An 18,283-nucleotide genomic window follows, 5' to 3' on the forward strand; every position below is an offset into this window, starting at 1 on the left:
AAGCTAAAATCTGTTTGCAATCCCCATAGAGATAGAGTATAGATGTAACATTAAATCCAGCGGCTAAGTTCAACCTCATTTTATCTGTTAATGCCGCTGGCACTACAGATAAAACGCTAATTGTTATACAGTTTTGCAGGAAATGCAGTAAAAGAATACTGGGAAGAACTTGCACTGTTTAATGAAACACAAGAAAAACTAAAAAGTAACAAAATAAAATTCGAAGCGGGAAAAGCAGAAGTAGGTGAAACATATATTGTCGTAATTGGTGAATCTCTTAATAAAAAACATATGGGGCTTTATGGTTATATGAGAGATACAACACCATTTCTAACAAAGATAGATGAAAATGGCGGGTTATTAAAATTCAATAATGTTTTCTCGGCTCACACACATACAACGTCTGTGTTATCCCTCTCTCTCACGGAAGCTAATCAGCACAACAAAAATAATTATTATAATTCACTTTCAATTATCAATATTTTGAACAAAGCGAATATAGATACATACTGGGTTACAAACCAAGTTCTTCATGGTGTATGGGATAATCTTGTTTCCGTAATTGCTCACCAAACCGATCACTTGGTAGCGTTAAACCGCTCAATGGGTAAGCGAACTACAACACAAGAGTACGATGGTGCCGTAATCAGTGAAATTGATAAGATTCTGTCTAAAGATAGTAAGCATAGCAGAGTTATTTTTGTTCACTTAATGGGGAGTCATGGAGATTATTGCTCAAGATATCCAGATAAGTATCGGAGGTTTTCTGGAGAACTGGCCATCTCAGAATTTGGAAAACTAGCTATATCAAAAAATATAAATAAAAACATTAACTGCTATGACAACAGTGTTTTATATAATGATCATGTAGTTAGTTCAATAATAAAGTCATTAGAAAATAAAAATGGTGTTAATGGGTTGTTGTATTTTTCTGATCATGCTGATGACGTTTTTGGGAAATTAGGGCATAATGCAGCAAATTTCACATATGATATGACGCGAATTCCATTAATTATGTGGTTTTCTGAGCAATATAAATCTAGATATCAAGATAAATACAGCGCACTTAAGGGTCATGAAAATGCACTTTTTTCCAACGATGATATCTACGATACTTTAGTTGGTGTGTTCAATATTGATACTGAAAGATATCAAGCGGTCAATGATTTGGCATCACCACAGTATTTCCTCGAAAAGCATAACGCCTATACAATGCATGGAGAAATCCTATACACCAGTAAGTCTAATTACCTTTTTCAGCAGACAATAAATATCAAAAGTTTAAAGGATAATAAGCTTGCCTTGCGAGTTATACCGCATAGAGTTAATTCAATTGGAAAACTAATGGATTCCTGGTCCAATGGGTATAGAGCATTTGAGATAGATGTGCTATATGGTGTTGATGGTCAGGATCATTTTGTGGTTGGACATAACCATGGTGATATGAGCGGGATGTCATTTGAGCAATTATTTAACTCAATCCCTTCTTTAGAAATAGAAAAAATATGGATGGATTTAAAAAATCTTACTCAAGAAAACTATAAACAAGTACTAGATAGGTTGAATTATTTAGACAGTCAGTATTCGCTTAAAGAGAAATTAATAATTGAATCTGAAACAAGCGGAAGTTTATTTAGCAATTTCAATGAAGAAGGCTGGCATATTTCGTACTATTTGCCAACAAAAATAATTATGAAGTATTTTGATGAAAATAAAATAAATGAAATGGAAGAGTTGGCCAAAAGCATATCTGAGCAAAGTGTTATTCAAAGACTCTCAGCTGTCTCATTTGACAATAGATTATATCCGTTTGTTAAAGATTACCTGGAACCATTATTGGCTGACGAAATTGTATATCACACATGGGATTTGTCAGTAAAATTATATGATTATGACCTTAATACAAAACTGTATGAAAAGAGCTACTATAATGATGAGCGGGTTAAAACAATTCTATTGCCTTACAAATCGCCGTTTCATCTTTAACAAAGCGTATAACAAGGTTAATTAACACGGATAAATTACGGCGTTGTTTCTTTTGCGTATTCGCTGCGCTCATTCAGTATTGTATCAAATGAATATGGATATAAAGGAAGTGAAATTGCCACCTTTATAGGAAAAGACCCATCTATCATTACAAGGCATCTGAAAGAGAAAAAAGAGCTGGAAAAGGAAGTTGAAGAAGTGATAAATTCTTTATCAAAGAGATGGGAAAGTCAATAGTCAAGTCTGACCCCTTCTTGTGTGACGACGAGCCATCCTTTCACAACCTCACTCAAAAAACCGTTGCCAATGAGACGTTCACGATGTGTTCTGCTTATATCAGATGAACGAGCAATTCCATCGTCCTGCGCCTTTTGCAATACTTCAAGTGAAGCTGCGAGCCTTTCAGCCGATTTTGTCATAAATGTCTTTCTTCTATGTTTTTATGATGTTGTACCACTGTGTTTTTGTGTTGTCAAGCAACTATGTTATTTTGCTGTAGTTCAGTCTCTTGCAGGGGTAAAAAGGGGTTAAAAAATCCAGTAAATCCTTCCCAAAATTGAAAACAAAGTTTGATCCACCATCGTTTCCAGATGGAGACTATTAAGAAAGCCCTAACAGGATTGAAGTTCCACCTTTCGGAGCTAACAATCACATTAAACCCTCTTCGGATTTTCTCTGCCGCCCTATAAAGAAATACCAGCCCAGCCCTGATACGCCACTTACACCAATTGCCGTATAAATTGCCGGCATGGGATTCTCTATGGTGCTGACAGAACCGGCATAGGTAGCGATAGCTGCGTAGGTTAAGCTGTTAAGGCTCCAGCCGATGGTGAAAATGGAGAGAGACATGCCGCTTAAACCGCTTAAACATGCAGTCACTTCCGGTAGAATAGGTGTAGCGCGGCAAATGAGCAACATAAAAAGTCCATGTCGTTGAAACAGTTGCTGCATTTCATCTACTTTCCTTTTTTCCGCTATTCGATGAAGCAGCCGGGGCCCCACTTTCCTGCTGATAAAGTATCCGCTATACCCCGCAATTAACAGTCCCGCAGTGACAGAAAAAAAGCCGTAAGCAAAACCCAAAAAATAACCGGCAATGATAGAAACGGTTAGCGTCGGTATGGCGATAAAGAGATCGGCAAATAGAAAGGCCACCACAATAAAGCTCAGCGACCAGGGTGAAACCTCACTGATATAGTGTAATACATTTTTAATATCATTGACTGTGACAATCTCTAAGGAGTTCAGTATCAAAAAGGTGGAAGCAAAAAAGGTGGCAAGCGTTAAAGCAGTGAATATCAGTAATTTCATGTCATACCTCAAAAATATTTCATGGTGATTGTTTGCGGTTGCTTCTTATATGTGATGTGCGCCTTATCAAATGCCGGTGGTCCAAATCGAATTCGCGCGCCATTGGAAAAACCCATACCGTCACGGGGAATAAAACCGGTCCAGTTTTTTGTTACCTTTCCATCTTTGTTTTCGTCATGAAGAACTTTTAGCGCAAATCGTTTATCCTGCGGGACCTGTATCTCAACTTTTATCTGGGCGGCAGTCGGTTGAAATATAAATCTTTCTTTTGATTTCTCGTGGTTTTTTGGAAATCCCTCTTCATAGAATAGAAAGACGATAAGCTGTCCGCCCCGCTCTTTCTTGATGTTTTTTATGGTGACTTCGAATGCTGTCTCAGACATGGATGAATCCTCCGCGTAAAGGGCGCTTGAACTAAATATGATCAAGACTATTAGAATGGTTCTGCAAATCATTTTTGCTCCTAATGTTTTTTAAGAATATTTTGCGCTATGGCCGGTGATATTCGCGAAAGCAGGGGGAGCCATTTTGCCTTGCCAACATAGATTTCCTCTTTATCTCTTTTTAAGCCGTCAATGATTGCCCCTGCTGCTGCTTTGGCTGAAATTTTTCCTGATCCGCGACCCTCGGTCATGGGCGTGTCAACGAGGGGTAAAATTACTTCATGAACTGAAACAACCGTCTCTTCGAGCTGATAACGCAGTGACTGTGAAAAGCTGTGCAGGGCGGCCTTGGTGGCGCAATAGATGGCCGAGCTGCTTTTGGGATAAAGAGCAAGGCCCGATGAGATGTTAACGATGGCGCTCGGTTTGTGCCGCATCAATAGAGGCAACAGCAGGCTTGTTAACCAGGCGACAGCGGTGAAATTTACCGTAATCTCTTTTTCTATTGAATGGAAATCAAAGTTCCCTTCGATAAATTTTGGTGTGCATTGAATGGCTGCGTTGTTAATGAGGATGTCCGGATTTAAGTCTTCCTTTTTGAGTCTAGCAACCAGCTCTGTTACCGATGTTTGCTCTGTCAGGTCACAGGTGAGAGCGATCATCTCCGGTCTGTTGCTTTGTGCTGAACGTGAAGCTATAATAATCCTGTTTCCGGCTTGAACCAGTTCTTCGGCCAGGCATCGGCCGATACCGGAACTGCCGCCCGTAATAAGAATAGTGCGCTTTTCAAGTTTCATTATTTCCCTCCTTTAGTGTGTTAGTCTAAAGGATGCAGTGAAGGAAATAATTAACCGGGGTTAACTTTATGGAAAAAAATAATTCAGGCAGTCTGCTTGACCTGCCCCTGACGGAGGCGCAGAAAAAAAAGTTGAACAGTTGCATGAGTGAAGTCCGGCACGCAAAAGGTGATGTGGTTTTCTCTCAAGGTGACTTGATAAGTAATCTCTATATTCTGCGTTCAGGCCTGATTAAGCTGGTTTACTATACCTGGGAAGGCAAAGAGCTGATTAAGTCCTTCATTCAGGAAGGCGATCTCTTTGGCTCGCTGGTGAGTCAACTGAATAGGGGCGGTTCCACTTTTTCCGCCCTCTGTATTGAAGAATCCTGCCTGCAGATACTACCTTACAGCGCACTTGAATCACTGGTTGAAGAGAGTCCTGAGGCGCAGCAATTTGCAATCAACTTCTTTCGTGAACTTGCTTTAAAAAAAGAGACACGAGAGTATGAGTTTCTGTGCCTCTCTGTGGAGGCACGTTATCACAAGTTTATGACTGATTATCCCGAACTGACGGAACGTATCGCCCAGCAGGATCTTGCCCGTTATCTGGGCATTACACCAATTGCATTAAGCCGTATAAAACACCGTCAGACCGGGGCAGGCCCCCAGTGATTACCCTGAATTTACAGAGTTTCTTGTAAAGGAGGGGATAGAGTCTATTTCTTTAAATCCCGATTCAGTCATGAGGGTGACTTTGAAGGTGTTGGAGTTGGAGAAAAAAGGGGGGGGAGTCGCAGCAGGGGGCAAAATTTAAAAGCCAAATCATAAGGCCCTAAAATTTTTTTGTTCTTCCGCGAAGCGGCCATAAATTTTGTTTTCTCCCTGCGCCCCCGCGACTCTGCGCGATATAATCTTTTTCTACTCTTCTCTTTTCCGTGTGCTTCCGGCTCTATCCGTGGTTAAAAAATCTTTTGCCCTTCCGCGAAGCGGCCCAAACTCCTTAAATCTCTCTTTCTCAGCGCCCCTGCGTCTCTGCGCGAAATAATCTTTTTAAAATCCCTGTCCCTTTAACTCTCTGTGTTCTCAGTGTCCTCTGTGGCTAATTTCTTTTTATATTCTTCCTTTATGCGGAGATGAAACTTTTCATCGAGAACCTCACACTTTGCCTGCAGTTCTTCAATCATATTTATAATCCCCTGACCCAATCCCCATAAGGTACTGATAGCGATGTCAATTCTCTGATGTTCTTTAGGGTTGGGATGATAAGTCAAGATGTGCGTATAAAGGGTAAATTGGTCACAGATTGCCGCAATAATAGCCAGGTCTTCTCCCAGCACGTCGTAATCAGAAAGCAAGATAAAGTCTTGTTCCCCCTTTTCATGGGCCGCCACTCTTTTCTTAAAATACTTCATCATTTTGCCACCTCCTTATATTATCCCTGAATTTTTGATATATTTATCCATTGACCCCATGAGGCCTGTGAGATAGAATCGAAAATTGCTTTATTAGCTGAGTTAATCAACATTTATCGGTGATTTAACATTTGTCATGCCCGAAGTTATTAATCGGGCATCCATTTTTTTTAAAACCTGGATTCCCGCTAAAACAATGCGGGAATGACAATCTTGAAGTTGTTATAACTGTAGTTTCTTAAGAGACTGCTTAAAAAGAAATATATCTAAAGCGATATGCAAAGTCAATATAAATATCGCTTTAGATAGAAAGAATTTTATGGAAAAGACATTTAGAGATAGAGTATTAGAGAAGCTTGGCAATCGGAAGCCTACACCTTGGGGCTTGTCAATAGGCCTTACCTTAGGTGCAATCAACAGAATTTTCAATCAAGGCGTTGTTCCCAGGGCTGATCATCTCATTAAAATATCGGATGCTTTAGGTGTTTCAATTAACTGGCTTCTGACAGGGGAGGAAGTTTCTCCTAAATACGTTAGCTGTGGTGAAACACCGATAGTTGATGAAAAACTTGTTGACCTCTTTCATGCCCTGCCGGAAGACAGCCAACTGGGCCTTGTCGGTATGCTCGGCACTTATGTAAGCGTCTTGAAAGATGATGATGTTCAGAAGGCTTATGAGAGTTTTAAACTTAGTTTTATGAAAGAAGCACAGAAAAGAAAGTAACGCTATTTGTTATAGGAGAAAATATGTTTTTTCGTAAAAAGAAATGGAGTAAATGCCCAGGTTGCTTTGAGCGACACCTTCAACGGAGGTGCGAAAATGTTCTATTTCCGATAGAAAGAAGAAGTGCATCAGAACAAGAAATAGAGGAAGCTCGCCAAAGAGACAGAGAAGAACAAGATAACTTTAATAATAAATTATCTAACTTCGCAGAGAGAACTTCAAATTTGGAAGAAGTCGAAGTAAGTAAAATTTCTGACCTACTTCAGGATTTACAGACTTTAATCGAAGAAGCGGCATCAATAGGAGGTGACGCTTGGGAAAAAGTTCCTTCTCTGGAAAACGTTGAGGAAAATTTGATGAACCATCTTAATGAAGTGCTCCCTGAAGGAAAAGACCTTCTTGAGAGAGCGCAATCACTCTCGCACATCGAAAGAGTTCCTTTTTTGGCACAAAGAAAAAGGCTAAATTCTCCCATTCCGAAGGATGAAGAGATAGCAACATTGTTGTCAGAAGATTTATCTACAATAGCTGTAATCGGAAGCATAAGCAGAAATATGACTGACTTTAAACCATCGACAGCTGATATAGAAGACCAACTGAGCAAGGCCGTTCATCAGGGCTTTAGTAAAAAAAATGTACAAAAAATTATCAAAGCTTGGAACGAGATTTGATAAGTCCTATAACAAAGCGCTGCAATGGGACTTGCTGACACGGCGTTTGATTTGAATATGTCGGCTTTTAAAATCTTTAATTTAATCCAGAGGCTTTGCCCTTAACTCGCAAGCCCCTGAGCTGGGGCGTTATATTTGACAAAACCATGAAAAAACTTTAATTTTTACGGGAGGTCAAAGTGAATTTTGAAGAATTAAATAATGAAATAAGTGACATTCAGCGAGACAGACCCAAGCAAGTGGCGTTGCTTTCTGAATATATTTTAAATCAGAAAAAAATATTTAATCCAAGTAAAGCACTTGCAGGTGGGCAACTATATGAAGAATATATAAAATTAAAAGAGGGAAATGACTTACTACCCAACATCCCCCAAAGCTCCTTTATTGTCTACCTTTCTATAGCTTCAAACTCAGCTGACTCTAAAATTAATTGTGAGGGTAAAAGGCAAGGTTATTATATTGACCGTCTTTTTGAAAAAATAGAAGAATCTACAATCAAAGCAAAAGAAAGTGATCAACAATCAATTGAACAGGAACAAGAAGAACAGAAAGAAGCCAAAGAAAAAGGTTATCTTTTGGAGAAAGATCTATATCCTTTTCTTGAAAAATGGCTGTTTCAAATCGACAATGAAAGAGTATCCGATATTTCAGCTAATCGTAAGCATAAAAAAGAAGGGAGATGGGCCAATCCAGATTTAGTAGGCTTAAAAATCGACAATCTGTTTGGTGCAACGGAGGTTGAAATAACAACGATAGAAGCTAAATTGACGTTAGACAATTGGGAACAAAATATTTTCGAAGCAATAGCACATACAATTTTCTCGAACAGGTCTTATTTTGCTTTCGTTCATTCTGAAGGCCATGTAAATAAAATTCCTCCAGATTTAAAACATTATGCAGAAAGATTCAAGGTTGGCATCTTGATAATTGCTCTTGATCCTAATGATTATTTAAAAGTAAAAAAGAAAGAAAAATTTGCATTAACCGATGAAAACCATAAGTTTTTAGAGTATTCTCCGGCACCATATAATTCACCTCACGTAAAATTCAAAAAAAGGTTTTTAGAAGGGCTAGAAATCCGTGAGCCAGCAGATTTGTTTCGCTTTGGAAAGGTTTTGGATAAGTAATTCCTGAGCTTGCGCATTGCAAAAACGAATATAACCGTCATTCAAGCCGGACGCCTAACGGCGCCTCTGATTTTTTTCGTTATTTGCTTCTTGAAAACAGTGAAAATACTATGAATGCCTATAAAATGTAACCACTACCAATCATAAATTAATTATGAATATCTTTATAGCAACGATTGAGCAATATTTTTTTACAATTATCGGCGGTATTCTGTCTATTGCCTTTGTTGGCTTTGTTGCTTTTCGAAATAATAGGCTTAACAATCTTGCCGATGCTAGGACTCAACTTCAAGTCGCTTTCGGGGATGAACTTTCCATTATCAAACATCCGCCTCGTGACATCTCCCTTGAAATTGTTGAAATCCTCGAATCGGCTTTTCAAAAACATCACACTTCCGTCTTGAATTTCAATAGGCTTCTCAGTAAACGCAAAAGCATTAAATTCATGGAAGCTTGGCGCACTTATCACGCACATGGCAAACATGGTGAAAAGCCCTACTTTAGTCAATACGCTTCTACTGCTTTTAGTCTTCATAATAAAGAACCTCGTCTAGTTGCTATTGAAAGAATTGAGAAAATATTAAGCATCACATAACCAGCAAAGTAAATGTGATAGGGTCGGACCTAGCTAAGTAGTTGAAAATTAAAGGAAAAGGCCTTGACAAAGGCCTGGGGAAATGTGATAGGGTCGGACCTAGCTAAGTAGTTGAAAGTTAAAGGAAAAGGCCTTGAAAAAGGCCTGTGAAAAAGTGGGCCAGACTTGTCTATTGACTTTAGATGGGAAAATAGGAACAGTAACCGGTATTGAGCAGCAAGGGCGGATTACGTCCCATTCTGCCGATAGCTAATTCCTCAAATTAATTTTTATATATGAACATGCCAAAGCTGTATCAAACCCACCAACCCTGTTTCCCGACAGCATCAAAAGTGGTGGGTTAGCTTCATAGTGTGAGAAGCTCTAAAATAACTTTATTTCAGCATTAAAGGGATAGCTGAAAAGGAGCTTAACCCATCCTACCAAAAATCTGTGAAAAAAGGGACAGCGACCGTTATTGATCGAAGCTGCTTTGAGCTGGCTATTGCAGCAAGCAAGCGCAGGGCGGGTTACGTCCCATTCTACCGCTAGCTAATGCCTTGAATTAATTTTTTTATATGAATATGCCAAAGCTACATCAACCCCACCAATCCTCATTACCGACAGCCTCAAAAGTGGTGGGTTAGCGTCATAGTGTGATAAGCTCTAAAAATAACTTTATTTCAACATTAAAGGGGTAGCTGAAGGGAGCTTAACCCACCCTACAAAACTGATAGAAAAAATCGATATTAGTAGGAGATACACATAATGATTAAAGTAAGGAATATAAACAATAAAGTTTTACAGGTACAACTGATTATTTTGTTGATTCTTTGCTTTTTTTTTGGAGATGTAGTAAGCAAAGAATTGGATAAGCCTGATAAATTTACACCTAGTCGTTTTTGGGGTGAATGGAAAACAAAGGAAGGGATATCTCCCAAGATATATATTTCATTTCATAAAAATGGCTATGAAATAACTATAAACGATAAGCCAATAGAGATGAAGTACAGTATGTTATCCAGTTTTACAACTCACAGATTTTTCCAATTTCAAAAAGAGTATACTGGACCTTATGGTGGCTGGAGCTATAGAGAGCTTGCTTTGGTATCAGGCTATATTTCTTCAGAAAGAGTGCTGTCTGGTTTTTACACAGAGCTCGATCATGATAAGCTTGATGAAATAATCAGGAATTTTGATGTTCCTGTAGTTCTATATCGTTTAAATAGATAAGTTGGCTGATGGCACAAAAAAATAGAGGGTCATATCTGCATTATTAAGTTTTCGGGGAAAATAGCACAGTAGGGCGGATAAGCTTGCGTCATCCGCCGTACGATTGAAGAATGAAACCCAAGACAAAAAAATAGACAAGGTAATGTTGGGTTTCGCTAAAGCTTTACCCAAAACTATTCACAAAAATAGTATGTATACATTCAAGGTTAGAAAAGGTTATGGATCGGAAGAGCTTCTAATAGAATTTATTAAAGCCTCAGGAACTGAGGAAATGATAGAAGATTTAAAAATGTCTTTGTCTTCAATTGGTGCCAAATTGGAGAAGAAAGAAGATTTTTGGATGAATGACGAAATGCTATATCACATGAATAGTGAAATAGGGAGGTTTCAGATTTCGGTTGATGTATGGGATTGCATATTTATACTGGCAAGTAATAATCAGACGGCAATTCATAAAATAGAGTCAGTTTTGACTGAATCAGGAAAGTTTTCGAAGCAAGAATGAGCAAGCATAACGTAGATTACGCCCCCTTTTTCCGACAGCTAATTCCTTCAGCATCAAAAGTAGGTTAGCTTACCAGGAAATTTGCCCTTTTCAAAGGAGGGGCCATGAATAGTATCAAGTCGCTCCAGCCAATCCAGGACCGAGGCGCGGTTTTAGTTGGCTGGAGTTTCAATATTATGTGCGAAAGGAGTGTTAAGGTGGGGCAACAAGAGGAATACATCATATCGTTGGTTAAAAGCGGGGGGCCTAAAGCGGATCAATATGAAGAGCTCAATCAGTGGTTTCAAACCGTTGGGGCTCAGATGAGAGCAAACATGATCACACGCGATCAAATAAGGGAAATGTGGGGTGCTTTCGGTGATGCATTTTCAGCAAATACGATGCAGGGGTTCGTTGTAAATAAACCTTATGGGTATGCTGGAGATTTTGAGGTAATTGATAAAATATATACAGAGTGGTGTTCCCCCAAGGAAAACTTGATGAATTGGGATAAGTTCTTTCATTGGCAAAAAGCACCAATAGCAGTGAGAAACCGGAAAGAGTATTTCAAAGAATTACTATCGGACATTGAGAGGTCTGCCAATTATCCACGTGTCTTAAACATCGGCAGCGGTCCCTGCCGCGATGTATTGGAGTATCAGCAACAAAATCCATTAACGAAAATACAATTTGATTGTCTCGATATGGATAAAAGGGCAATCGAGTATTCAAAAAACATACTCAATGGTGGAAAGGTGACCTATTATTGTCAAAATGTATTTAGATTTCTGTCAGATAAAAGATATGATTTAGTTTGGTCTGCTGGTCTTTTTGATTATCTTGAAGATAAGCAGTTCCTTTTCCTGTTTCGTTCGCTAATTCGAACCGTATCCCCTGGAGGGGAGCTTGTAATTGGAAACTTTTCAGAAACAAATCCATCCCGAGATTACATGGAGTTTGGGGAATGGTTTCTACATCATAGAACTGAAAGCAAGTTGTTTACGTTGGCAGAGCAGGCCGGTTGTAAGACAAATTCGATCCGTATAGAACGTGAACCTTCCGGTGTTAATTTGTTTGTGAGAGTCCGTAAAACTTGAATTTCTAAATATACATAAGGCAAATGCACTGGGACATCAAAGCCACCAATCCTCATTACCGACAGCCTCAAAAGTGGTGGGTTAGCTTCATCCTGTGAGAATCTTAAAAAAATAACTTTTTTTCAGCATTAAAGGGATAGCTGAAGGGAGCTTAACCCACCCTACCAAAAATCTGCGTTCTCTGCGTCCTGGTTTATTTACATTTTAAGAGTCAAAGAGGTTTTAAAATCCGGTTAATCCTGTAAATCCTGTCAAAGAAAAAAAGATTTAAAAATTACTGAATCGATAAAAATATTATCCCTTTACTTTCAGGATATAGCTTTAGATTTTATCATACTATTTTGTATGATATGAAATGTTATCAATTAAAGCTGTTTTGGATCAAAATATTCAACAAAGCGACTATGCAGGCGACTATGTAAGCGATCAAGTAGAAAAACTATTAGCTATCATGAATGACAATTGGTTAAGCAGGGATGAGATGATGAATAAACTGGGTTTATCTCATCAGCCGACTTTTAGAAAAAACTACCTTAAGCCCGCTTTGAATCAAGGTTTAATTGTTATGAAAGATCCCCAAAGCCCTAAAAGCCCAAAACAAAAATATAGAAAAGTGTGAATATTTCGAATTAATTTTTTTATATGAATATGCCAAAGCTACATCAAACCCACCCCATAAAACTATCCTCTCCAATCCACTCTTTTGTCATTCCCGAAGGTTTAATCGGGAATCCGGTTTTGGTTGAAAAGTATAATCCCTAGCGACAGGATTTATCTTGTGATTTGATGAAGTAGTATAAGCAAAACCATATCCCCGATAGAGGCGCTCGGGGATGACAGGGAACAGAGTATCTGCAAAACTGCAACAATTCATACTCCTCCTTGATAGCCCTATCCCTTCTGATATACTTTATAAAGTTCTTAAATATGACAGGTCGTATCCTATGCAGGGTGGTCAATACATAAAATGGTTTAAAGACATTACCATTGATGATGTCCCTACCGTCGGCGGCAAGAACGCTTCTCTTGGCGAGATGTACCGTGAACTTGGCGAAAAGGGGGTGAGGATTCCCAATGGATTTGCCGTAAGGGCTGAGGCTTACCGGCATTTGATAGCCTCTGCCCGTATGGGGGAGGAATTGAAAGAGGCCATGTCGGGTCTCGATAAATCAAACCTGTCCGATCTGGCTCATCGCGGGAAAAAGGCCCGTGACCTCATTCTTGGTGGTGGTATACCTCACGACCTCTGGCAGGAGATCAAAGAGGCCTACCATCAACTTTGCGATGAATACGGACATAATACGGATGTTGCCGTCAGAAGTTCGGCCACGGCGGAGGATCTGCCGACAGCGTCCTTTGCAGGCCAGCAGGAAACTTACCTCAACATTCGGGGTTATCATTCCCTGAGGGAGGCCTGCAGTAAGTGTTTTGCCTCTCTCTTTACGGACAGGGCCATTTCCTACCGTATCGACAACGGCTTTGACCATTTCAAGGTGGCACTCTCCATCGGCATTATGAAAATGGTTCGTTCAGACATGGCCACAAGCGGCGTCATGTTTACACTCGATACGGAGACGGGATTTCGTGATGTTGTCTTTATTACCGCTACTTACGGTCTTGGTGAAAACATTGTCCAGGGGGCTGTCAATCCCGATGAATATTATGTTTTTAAACCAACCCTGAAAGAAGGTAAGCGTCCCCTTATCAGGAAGAAGACCGGTGAAAAGAAGATCAAAATGATCTATGGCCGGGGCGACTCCAAGCTACTCACACGAAATGTGGAAGTGCCCAAAGCAGAGCGCAACCGCCTTTGCCTCACCGATGATGAAGCGCTGGAACTTGCCCGCTATGCTGTAACAATTGAGGACCATTATTCCCAAAAGGCCCGTGTTCATCGCCCCATGGATATTGAATGGGCCAAGGACGGTGAAAGTGGAGAACTTTTTATTGTTCAGGCACGGCCTGAAACGGTGCAGTCTCAGAAAGCGCTCGACGTTCTTGAAACCTATCACCTGGAAGAGAGAGGGCCTGTTCTGGCAAGAGGGCGGGCGGTAGGGGAAAAAATAGCTGTCGGGAAGGCGCATATTATTCCCGATGTGGCCCACCTTTCCCGTTTTAATGATGGTGAGGTGCTTGTTGCTGATACGACGACACCCGACTGGGAACCTGTTATGAAGCGGGCGGCGGCCATTGTCACCAACAGGGGAGGGCGAACCTGTCATGCCGCTATCGTGAGCAGAGAGCTGGGAATCCCGGCTCTTGTGGGGACGGGAGATGCCACAGAGCAGGTAAAGTTGGGAACGACCGTTACGGTAAGTTGCGCCGAGGGGGACGAGGGACTCTTGTACGAAGGGGAGCTTCCTTTTCATGTGGAAGAACTGCACCTCGGTGAACTCAAACGTCCGAAAACGAAGATCATGATGAATCTGGGAGACCCCGAGCTTGCCTTTTCCCTATCCATGATTCCCTGTGACGGTGTTGGTCTTGCCCGTATGGAGTTTATTATCAACTCCTTTATTAAAATTCATCCCATGGCCCTTGTTCATCCTGAAAAGGTGACTGATGAAAAAGAGAAGGTTCATATAGAGGAATTAACTTTTGGTTATGAGAAAAGGTCGGATTTTTTTGTTGAAAAGCTGGCTGAAGGGGTGGGCACCATTGCCGCCGCTTTTTATCCAAGACCTGTCATTGTCAGGATGAGTGACTTCAAGACCAATGAATATGCAAGTCTTATCGGCGGGAGCTATTTCGAACCGGGCGAGGAGAATCCCATGATCGGTTTCAGGGGGGCCTCGCGTTATTATGACGAGAGATACCGGGAGGGCTTTGCCCTTGAGTGCAGGGCCATGAAAAAAGTTCGCAATGACATGGGGCTTGGCAACCTGATCATTATGATTCCTTTCTGCCGGACAGTGGAAGAAGGGGAGAAGGTGATTCAGGAAATGGCGAAAAATGGCCTCGTCCGTGGTGAAAATGATCTCAAGGTCTATGTTATGTGCGAGATACCGAATAATGTCATGGAAGTGGATGGTTTTAGCCGTATATTTGATGGATTCTCCATCGGCTCTAACGATCTGACACAGCTTACCCTTGGTGTGGATCGTGACTCGGAACTGGTAGCCCATATTTTTGATGAACGTGACAGTGGCGTCATGAGAATGATTTCAATGGCCATTGAAGGTGCCAGGAGAAACGGCCGCCATAGCGGTATCTGCGGCCAGGCTCCCAGCGATTATCCTGAATTTGCAGAGTTTCTTGTAAAAGAGGGGATTGAGTCTATTTCTTTGAATCCCGATTCGGTTATGAAGGTGACGTTGAAGGTGCTGGAGTTGGAGAAGGAGGGGGGACGTTTAAGCTCCTCCTCTTAAGGTAAGGGGAGGTTGGGAGGGCTTATGAAAATAAAGTTGTTAAGCAAAATAGGAATGGTCGTAAAATGAAACTAAAAGTATGGCCCGAATTCGACAATCGAAATGGTATTGTTGAAACAAAGCTTGATTCATTCGAAAGTATTGCCGATGTAATGGTGAACAAACTATTAGATAGGAAAGAAGGCTATATATTCCATGGGCATAGAAGAAATGATTGGAAACTTGAGTCTACCATAACCCGCCATATACAATAATCTGTTGTTACCATAGATGCAGCTGCGCATCTCAAATATTTTAAGAGTGCAACAATTGGTCGAAGAGGGATTGATCCTCAATCTCTAAGCGACGATGAATATTGGTCGCTTGGACAACACTTTGGTTTATATACACCTTTACTTGACTGGACCAAATCACCATACGTTGGACTTTTCTTTGCATTTGCAGAGGAAGGTGCAGTAGAAGATAGAACTGATACACGGGTATTATTTGTATTAAACCGAAAAAGAATTGAGGAAAAGTGTAAAAAATTAAAACGGCCTAATGTGCCGATATCTTTTACTGAACCTTACACAGATGATAATCAACGACTACTTAACCAATCTGGTTTATTTACATCAACAGATATAAATATCGAAATTGAGGATTGGGTAAGAAATAATTTTACAGAAAAAAATAAAAAACTTGTAATTCTTAAGCTGCATATCGACAATGATCTACGTCCGAAAATATTGAAGCAGTTGAATTGGATGAACATAAATTATTTAACTTTATTCCCAGGTATATTTGGTGCGGCAAAACATGCAAATCTGAAATGTACAATCGAAGGCTATTAACTGTTATGAGCTAAAGCACTCCGGTTATTGCGCCGGATGTTTATGAAGAGACAACTTTGTTTCTACTGGTTTATTGTCGTATGTGGTGTTAAGGTGTTTCAAGCCGGAGAACAAGGGCGAATGTATCATAAGGCGTATGGTGCAGGCTTATACCCCCTGCGGATTTGTTTCGTTTTCGTATATCTTTACGATTTTTTTCAACTTCCAGTTTTCATTTTACAAATTTTTCAAAGAGGGGGTGTGAGATGAATTTATTTGATTCTATAAAAATAGGTGATTTAAAGGGTCAAAAATTAATTGAATTGTATCAGGGAGACCTAACGAAATTATCTCCTGAAGATCATGTGGATATACTAGTCGTCTCAGCATTTCCTAAAGATTATTCGCCTGTACCTGGTTCCCTTATTGGAGCGTTGCATTGGAAAGGTGTATCAGTTGACGAGTTAGCTGATGACAGAGCTATTGATTTACGCAAGCATTTTTCATGCTGGCTATCACAAGAAATCAAAGCAAAAAATAAAGGTATTGAATTTGACAGGATATTGTGTTTTGAGCCCTACTATAGAGGTAAGCCACCTGAAGTTGTTGGTGATATTTTTAGAGCACTTTCTCCAATTTTAGCAGATATGGGTGGCGCTAATTCTGTTGCATTACCAATAGTTGCGGCAGGGAGTCAAGGTTACTCAGTTGCTGATGTACTGCCTCCGCTTCTCGATGCATCAATTAAATGGTTATCTTTAGGATATCCCATAAAAAAATTAAAGATAGTCAGCTATTCGGATGAAGATACTGATCATGCAAAACAAATATTTGATCGAATAAAAAAAGAGAAGGGATTTCAAAATGAAGTTGTTGAATATCAATATGATTTTTTTATCAGCTATGCTCATGAAAATGTAGAGGAAATGGAGATAATACGAAAAAATATTTCTGATTTAAATAATGAAATCAACTTTTTTCTCGATCGACAAGAAATAAAAATAGGCCAATCATGGCAAATAGAGGTATTTAAGGCGTTGGATAATTGTAAAAAAGTAATTTCTCTTTATTCACCATCTTATTTGGATTCTAAAATTTGCCAAGAAGAATTTAATATGGCCTGGCTTCGGGGAAGAAATAGGAATGAGAATACATTGATTCCAATTTATATTCAAAACGCAAATCTTCCAACGTACATGTCATCATTAAATTACATTGATTGTAGGGAAAGTGATGAAAAAAAAATAATTAATGCGTGTTCGCAAATTGTGAAAGATTTATAATTTTTACTAAATATATAGCAAACGTTGGGTGGATTAGGTTTTTATTCTGCCGATAACCGCTCTTTTCAAAAAAGATTGTTTTCTATGTATATGCTGAAGTTAAATCAAAACCACCAATCGTGTTTACATCCTATGGTAAAAACTGGTGGGTTAGATTCATAGTGTGGGAAACTCTGGGAAAAACGTTATTTGAGTATTTAACGGGCATCTGAAATGGAGCTTAACCCACCCTACAAAAAATCAGCTCCCCCACCTCTTGAAAAGATCATGCTCCACCCCTACCTGATCGAGAACCTTTCCCACGACAAAATCAACGAGATCTTCTATCGTTTCCGGTTTCTGGTAGAAGGCGGGCATGGCGGGAACGATGCGGGCATCCATGCGGGAGAGTTTGAGCATGTTTTCCAGGTGAATGTCATTGAGGGGCGTTTCACGTGCAACGATGATGAGATTTCCCCGCTCTTTAAGGACGACATCGGCTGCTCTTTCAAGAAGATTTCCTGAAATACCACTGGCAATGCGGCCCAGCGTTCCCATAGAACAGGGGCAGATAATCATAGTACCGCGGCCTGAAGAACCGCTGGCAAGAGGGGAATAAAAGTTGGAATTATCGTAATAGATGAGTTCTTCGCCAGCTCTGAAATGGGCTCTTATCTGCTCATTAACCCTGTTTTTGTCGCCACGCCAGTTAAAGCCCGTCTCTTCATTCATGACAAGAAAACCGGCTTCCGTAATGAGAAGATTTACTTTTTTATTATATTTCAGGAGGGCCTCAACCAGTCTGATGGCATAGATAGAACCGCTGGCGCCTGTAATGGCAACGGTTATGGCGTCATTTTTCATAGATACTTTCCTCTTTTTAAAAAAACTATATTATTCCCGCACTTTGTAGATAGAGCTTATTGGTTTTGCCTGAGAGTAGGTACTTCCTCTCCCTTGGTGGGAGCACCCACAGGGCATAAAGGGATTGAGGGGAGGGGGAAAGATATGGGTTGTTTTTAAGCTTTTCACCCTCACCCTGGCCCTCTCCCATCAAGGGA

The 18,283-nt window shown here is 40.1% G+C and carries 20 protein-coding genes; 14 read left to right on the plus strand and 6 right to left on the minus strand.

The features are described from left to right. Positions 1-120: 120 nt before the first annotated feature. Positions 121-1,986, plus strand: coding sequence for a phosphoethanolamine transferase (locus tag OEV42_15585; GenBank protein ID MDH3975699.1), 1,866 nt, complete (start codon positions 121-123; stop codon positions 1,984-1,986). Positions 1,987-2,216: 230 nt separating this feature from the next. Here the strand turns inward: OEV42_15585 and OEV42_15590 are convergent, their stop codons facing one another. From OEV42_15590 to OEV42_15605, 4 genes are all read right to left on the minus strand, one after another. Next, complete coding sequence (locus tag OEV42_15590; GenBank protein MDH3975700.1) at positions 2,217-2,405, minus strand: hypothetical protein; 189 nt, start codon at positions 2,403-2,405, stop codon at positions 2,217-2,219. A gap of 229 nt (positions 2,406-2,634) precedes the next feature. Further along, the gene (locus OEV42_15595) at positions 2,635-3,297 is read right to left on the minus strand and encodes a VTT domain-containing protein (protein ID MDH3975701.1); all 663 of its coding nucleotides are present in this window, start codon (positions 3,295-3,297) and stop codon (positions 2,635-2,637) included. 8 nt (positions 3,298-3,305) lie between these two features. Next, positions 3,306-3,680 (minus strand): DUF2141 domain-containing protein, encoded by a 375-nt coding sequence (locus OEV42_15600; protein MDH3975702.1) that lies wholly within the window; start codon positions 3,678-3,680, stop codon positions 3,306-3,308. Positions 3,681-3,760: 80 nt separating this feature from the next. Then, entirely contained in the window at positions 3,761-4,477 is a 717-nt protein-coding gene (locus tag OEV42_15605) for an SDR family NAD(P)-dependent oxidoreductase (protein ID MDH3975703.1), read from the minus strand. Positions 4,478-4,545: 68 nt separating this feature from the next. On the opposite strand from OEV42_15605, the gene OEV42_15610 reads away from it, so the two are divergent. After that, the gene (locus OEV42_15610; GenBank protein ID MDH3975704.1) at positions 4,546-5,130 is read left to right on the plus strand and encodes a Crp/Fnr family transcriptional regulator; all 585 of its coding nucleotides are present in this window, start codon (positions 4,546-4,548) and stop codon (positions 5,128-5,130) included. A gap of 395 nt (positions 5,131-5,525) precedes the next feature. On the opposite strand, the gene OEV42_15615 is transcribed toward OEV42_15610, so the two are convergent. Continuing rightward, positions 5,526-5,873, minus strand: coding sequence for a hypothetical protein (locus OEV42_15615; protein ID MDH3975705.1), 348 nt, complete (start codon positions 5,871-5,873; stop codon positions 5,526-5,528). Between the two features lie 316 nt (positions 5,874-6,189). Between OEV42_15615 and OEV42_15620 the strand changes: the two genes are divergently transcribed. The 12 genes from OEV42_15620 (at position 6,190) to OEV42_15675 (ending at position 17,243) form a co-directional block, all read left to right on the plus strand. Beyond that, positions 6,190-6,594 carry a helix-turn-helix domain-containing protein gene (locus OEV42_15620; GenBank protein ID MDH3975706.1) on the plus strand — a complete coding sequence of 135 codons (405 nt, stop codon included), beginning with the start codon at positions 6,190-6,192 and terminating at the stop codon, positions 6,592-6,594. Between the two features lie 23 nt (positions 6,595-6,617). Next, complete coding sequence (locus tag OEV42_15625) at positions 6,618-7,265, plus strand: hypothetical protein (GenBank protein MDH3975707.1); 648 nt, start codon at positions 6,618-6,620, stop codon at positions 7,263-7,265. A gap of 179 nt (positions 7,266-7,444) precedes the next feature. Continuing rightward, the gene (locus OEV42_15630; protein MDH3975708.1) at positions 7,445-8,392 is read left to right on the plus strand and encodes a hypothetical protein; all 948 of its coding nucleotides are present in this window, start codon (positions 7,445-7,447) and stop codon (positions 8,390-8,392) included. 154 nt (positions 8,393-8,546) lie between these two features. Then, positions 8,547-8,987: a hypothetical protein gene (locus OEV42_15635; GenBank protein MDH3975709.1), complete on the plus strand. Its 441-nt coding sequence runs from the start codon at positions 8,547-8,549 to the stop codon at positions 8,985-8,987. Between the two features lie 747 nt (positions 8,988-9,734). Next, positions 9,735-10,199, plus strand: coding sequence for a hypothetical protein (locus tag OEV42_15640; GenBank protein MDH3975710.1), 465 nt, complete (start codon positions 9,735-9,737; stop codon positions 10,197-10,199). Positions 10,200-10,302: 103 nt separating this feature from the next. Further along, positions 10,303-10,704: a hypothetical protein gene (locus OEV42_15645; protein ID MDH3975711.1), complete on the plus strand. Its 402-nt coding sequence runs from the start codon at positions 10,303-10,305 to the stop codon at positions 10,702-10,704. A 104-nt stretch (positions 10,705-10,808) separates the two neighbouring features. After that, on the plus strand, positions 10,809-11,780 hold the full coding sequence (locus OEV42_15650; protein MDH3975712.1) for a class I SAM-dependent methyltransferase: 972 nt from the start codon (positions 10,809-10,811) through the stop codon (positions 11,778-11,780). A gap of 355 nt (positions 11,781-12,135) precedes the next feature. After that, entirely contained in the window at positions 12,136-12,399 is a 264-nt protein-coding gene (locus OEV42_15655) for a transcriptional regulator (protein ID MDH3975713.1), read from the plus strand. A 325-nt stretch (positions 12,400-12,724) separates the two neighbouring features. Beyond that, positions 12,725-15,148, plus strand: a complete 2,424-nt coding sequence (gene ppsA / locus OEV42_15660; protein MDH3975714.1) for a phosphoenolpyruvate synthase — start codon at positions 12,725-12,727, stop codon at positions 15,146-15,148. A gap of 65 nt (positions 15,149-15,213) precedes the next feature. Then, the gene (locus tag OEV42_15665; protein ID MDH3975715.1) at positions 15,214-15,402 is read left to right on the plus strand and encodes a hypothetical protein; all 189 of its coding nucleotides are present in this window, start codon (positions 15,214-15,216) and stop codon (positions 15,400-15,402) included. 288 nt (positions 15,403-15,690) lie between these two features. Then, on the plus strand, positions 15,691-15,981 hold the full coding sequence (locus tag OEV42_15670) for a hypothetical protein (GenBank protein MDH3975716.1): 291 nt from the start codon (positions 15,691-15,693) through the stop codon (positions 15,979-15,981). Positions 15,982-16,226: 245 nt separating this feature from the next. After that, on the plus strand, positions 16,227-17,243 hold the full coding sequence (locus OEV42_15675; GenBank protein ID MDH3975717.1) for a TIR domain-containing protein: 1,017 nt from the start codon (positions 16,227-16,229) through the stop codon (positions 17,241-17,243). A gap of 240 nt (positions 17,244-17,483) precedes the next feature. Here OEV42_15675 and OEV42_15680 read toward each other — a convergent pair whose 3' ends face one another. Next, positions 17,484-18,086, minus strand: a complete 603-nt coding sequence (locus OEV42_15680) for a UbiX family flavin prenyltransferase (GenBank protein MDH3975718.1) — start codon at positions 18,084-18,086, stop codon at positions 17,484-17,486. Positions 18,087-18,283: the final 197 nt, after the last annotated feature.

It is taken from the genome of Deltaproteobacteria bacterium, assembly GCA_029860075.1.
GTDB lineage: Bacteria > Desulfobacterota > JADFVX01 > JADFVX01 > JADFVX01 > JAOUBX01.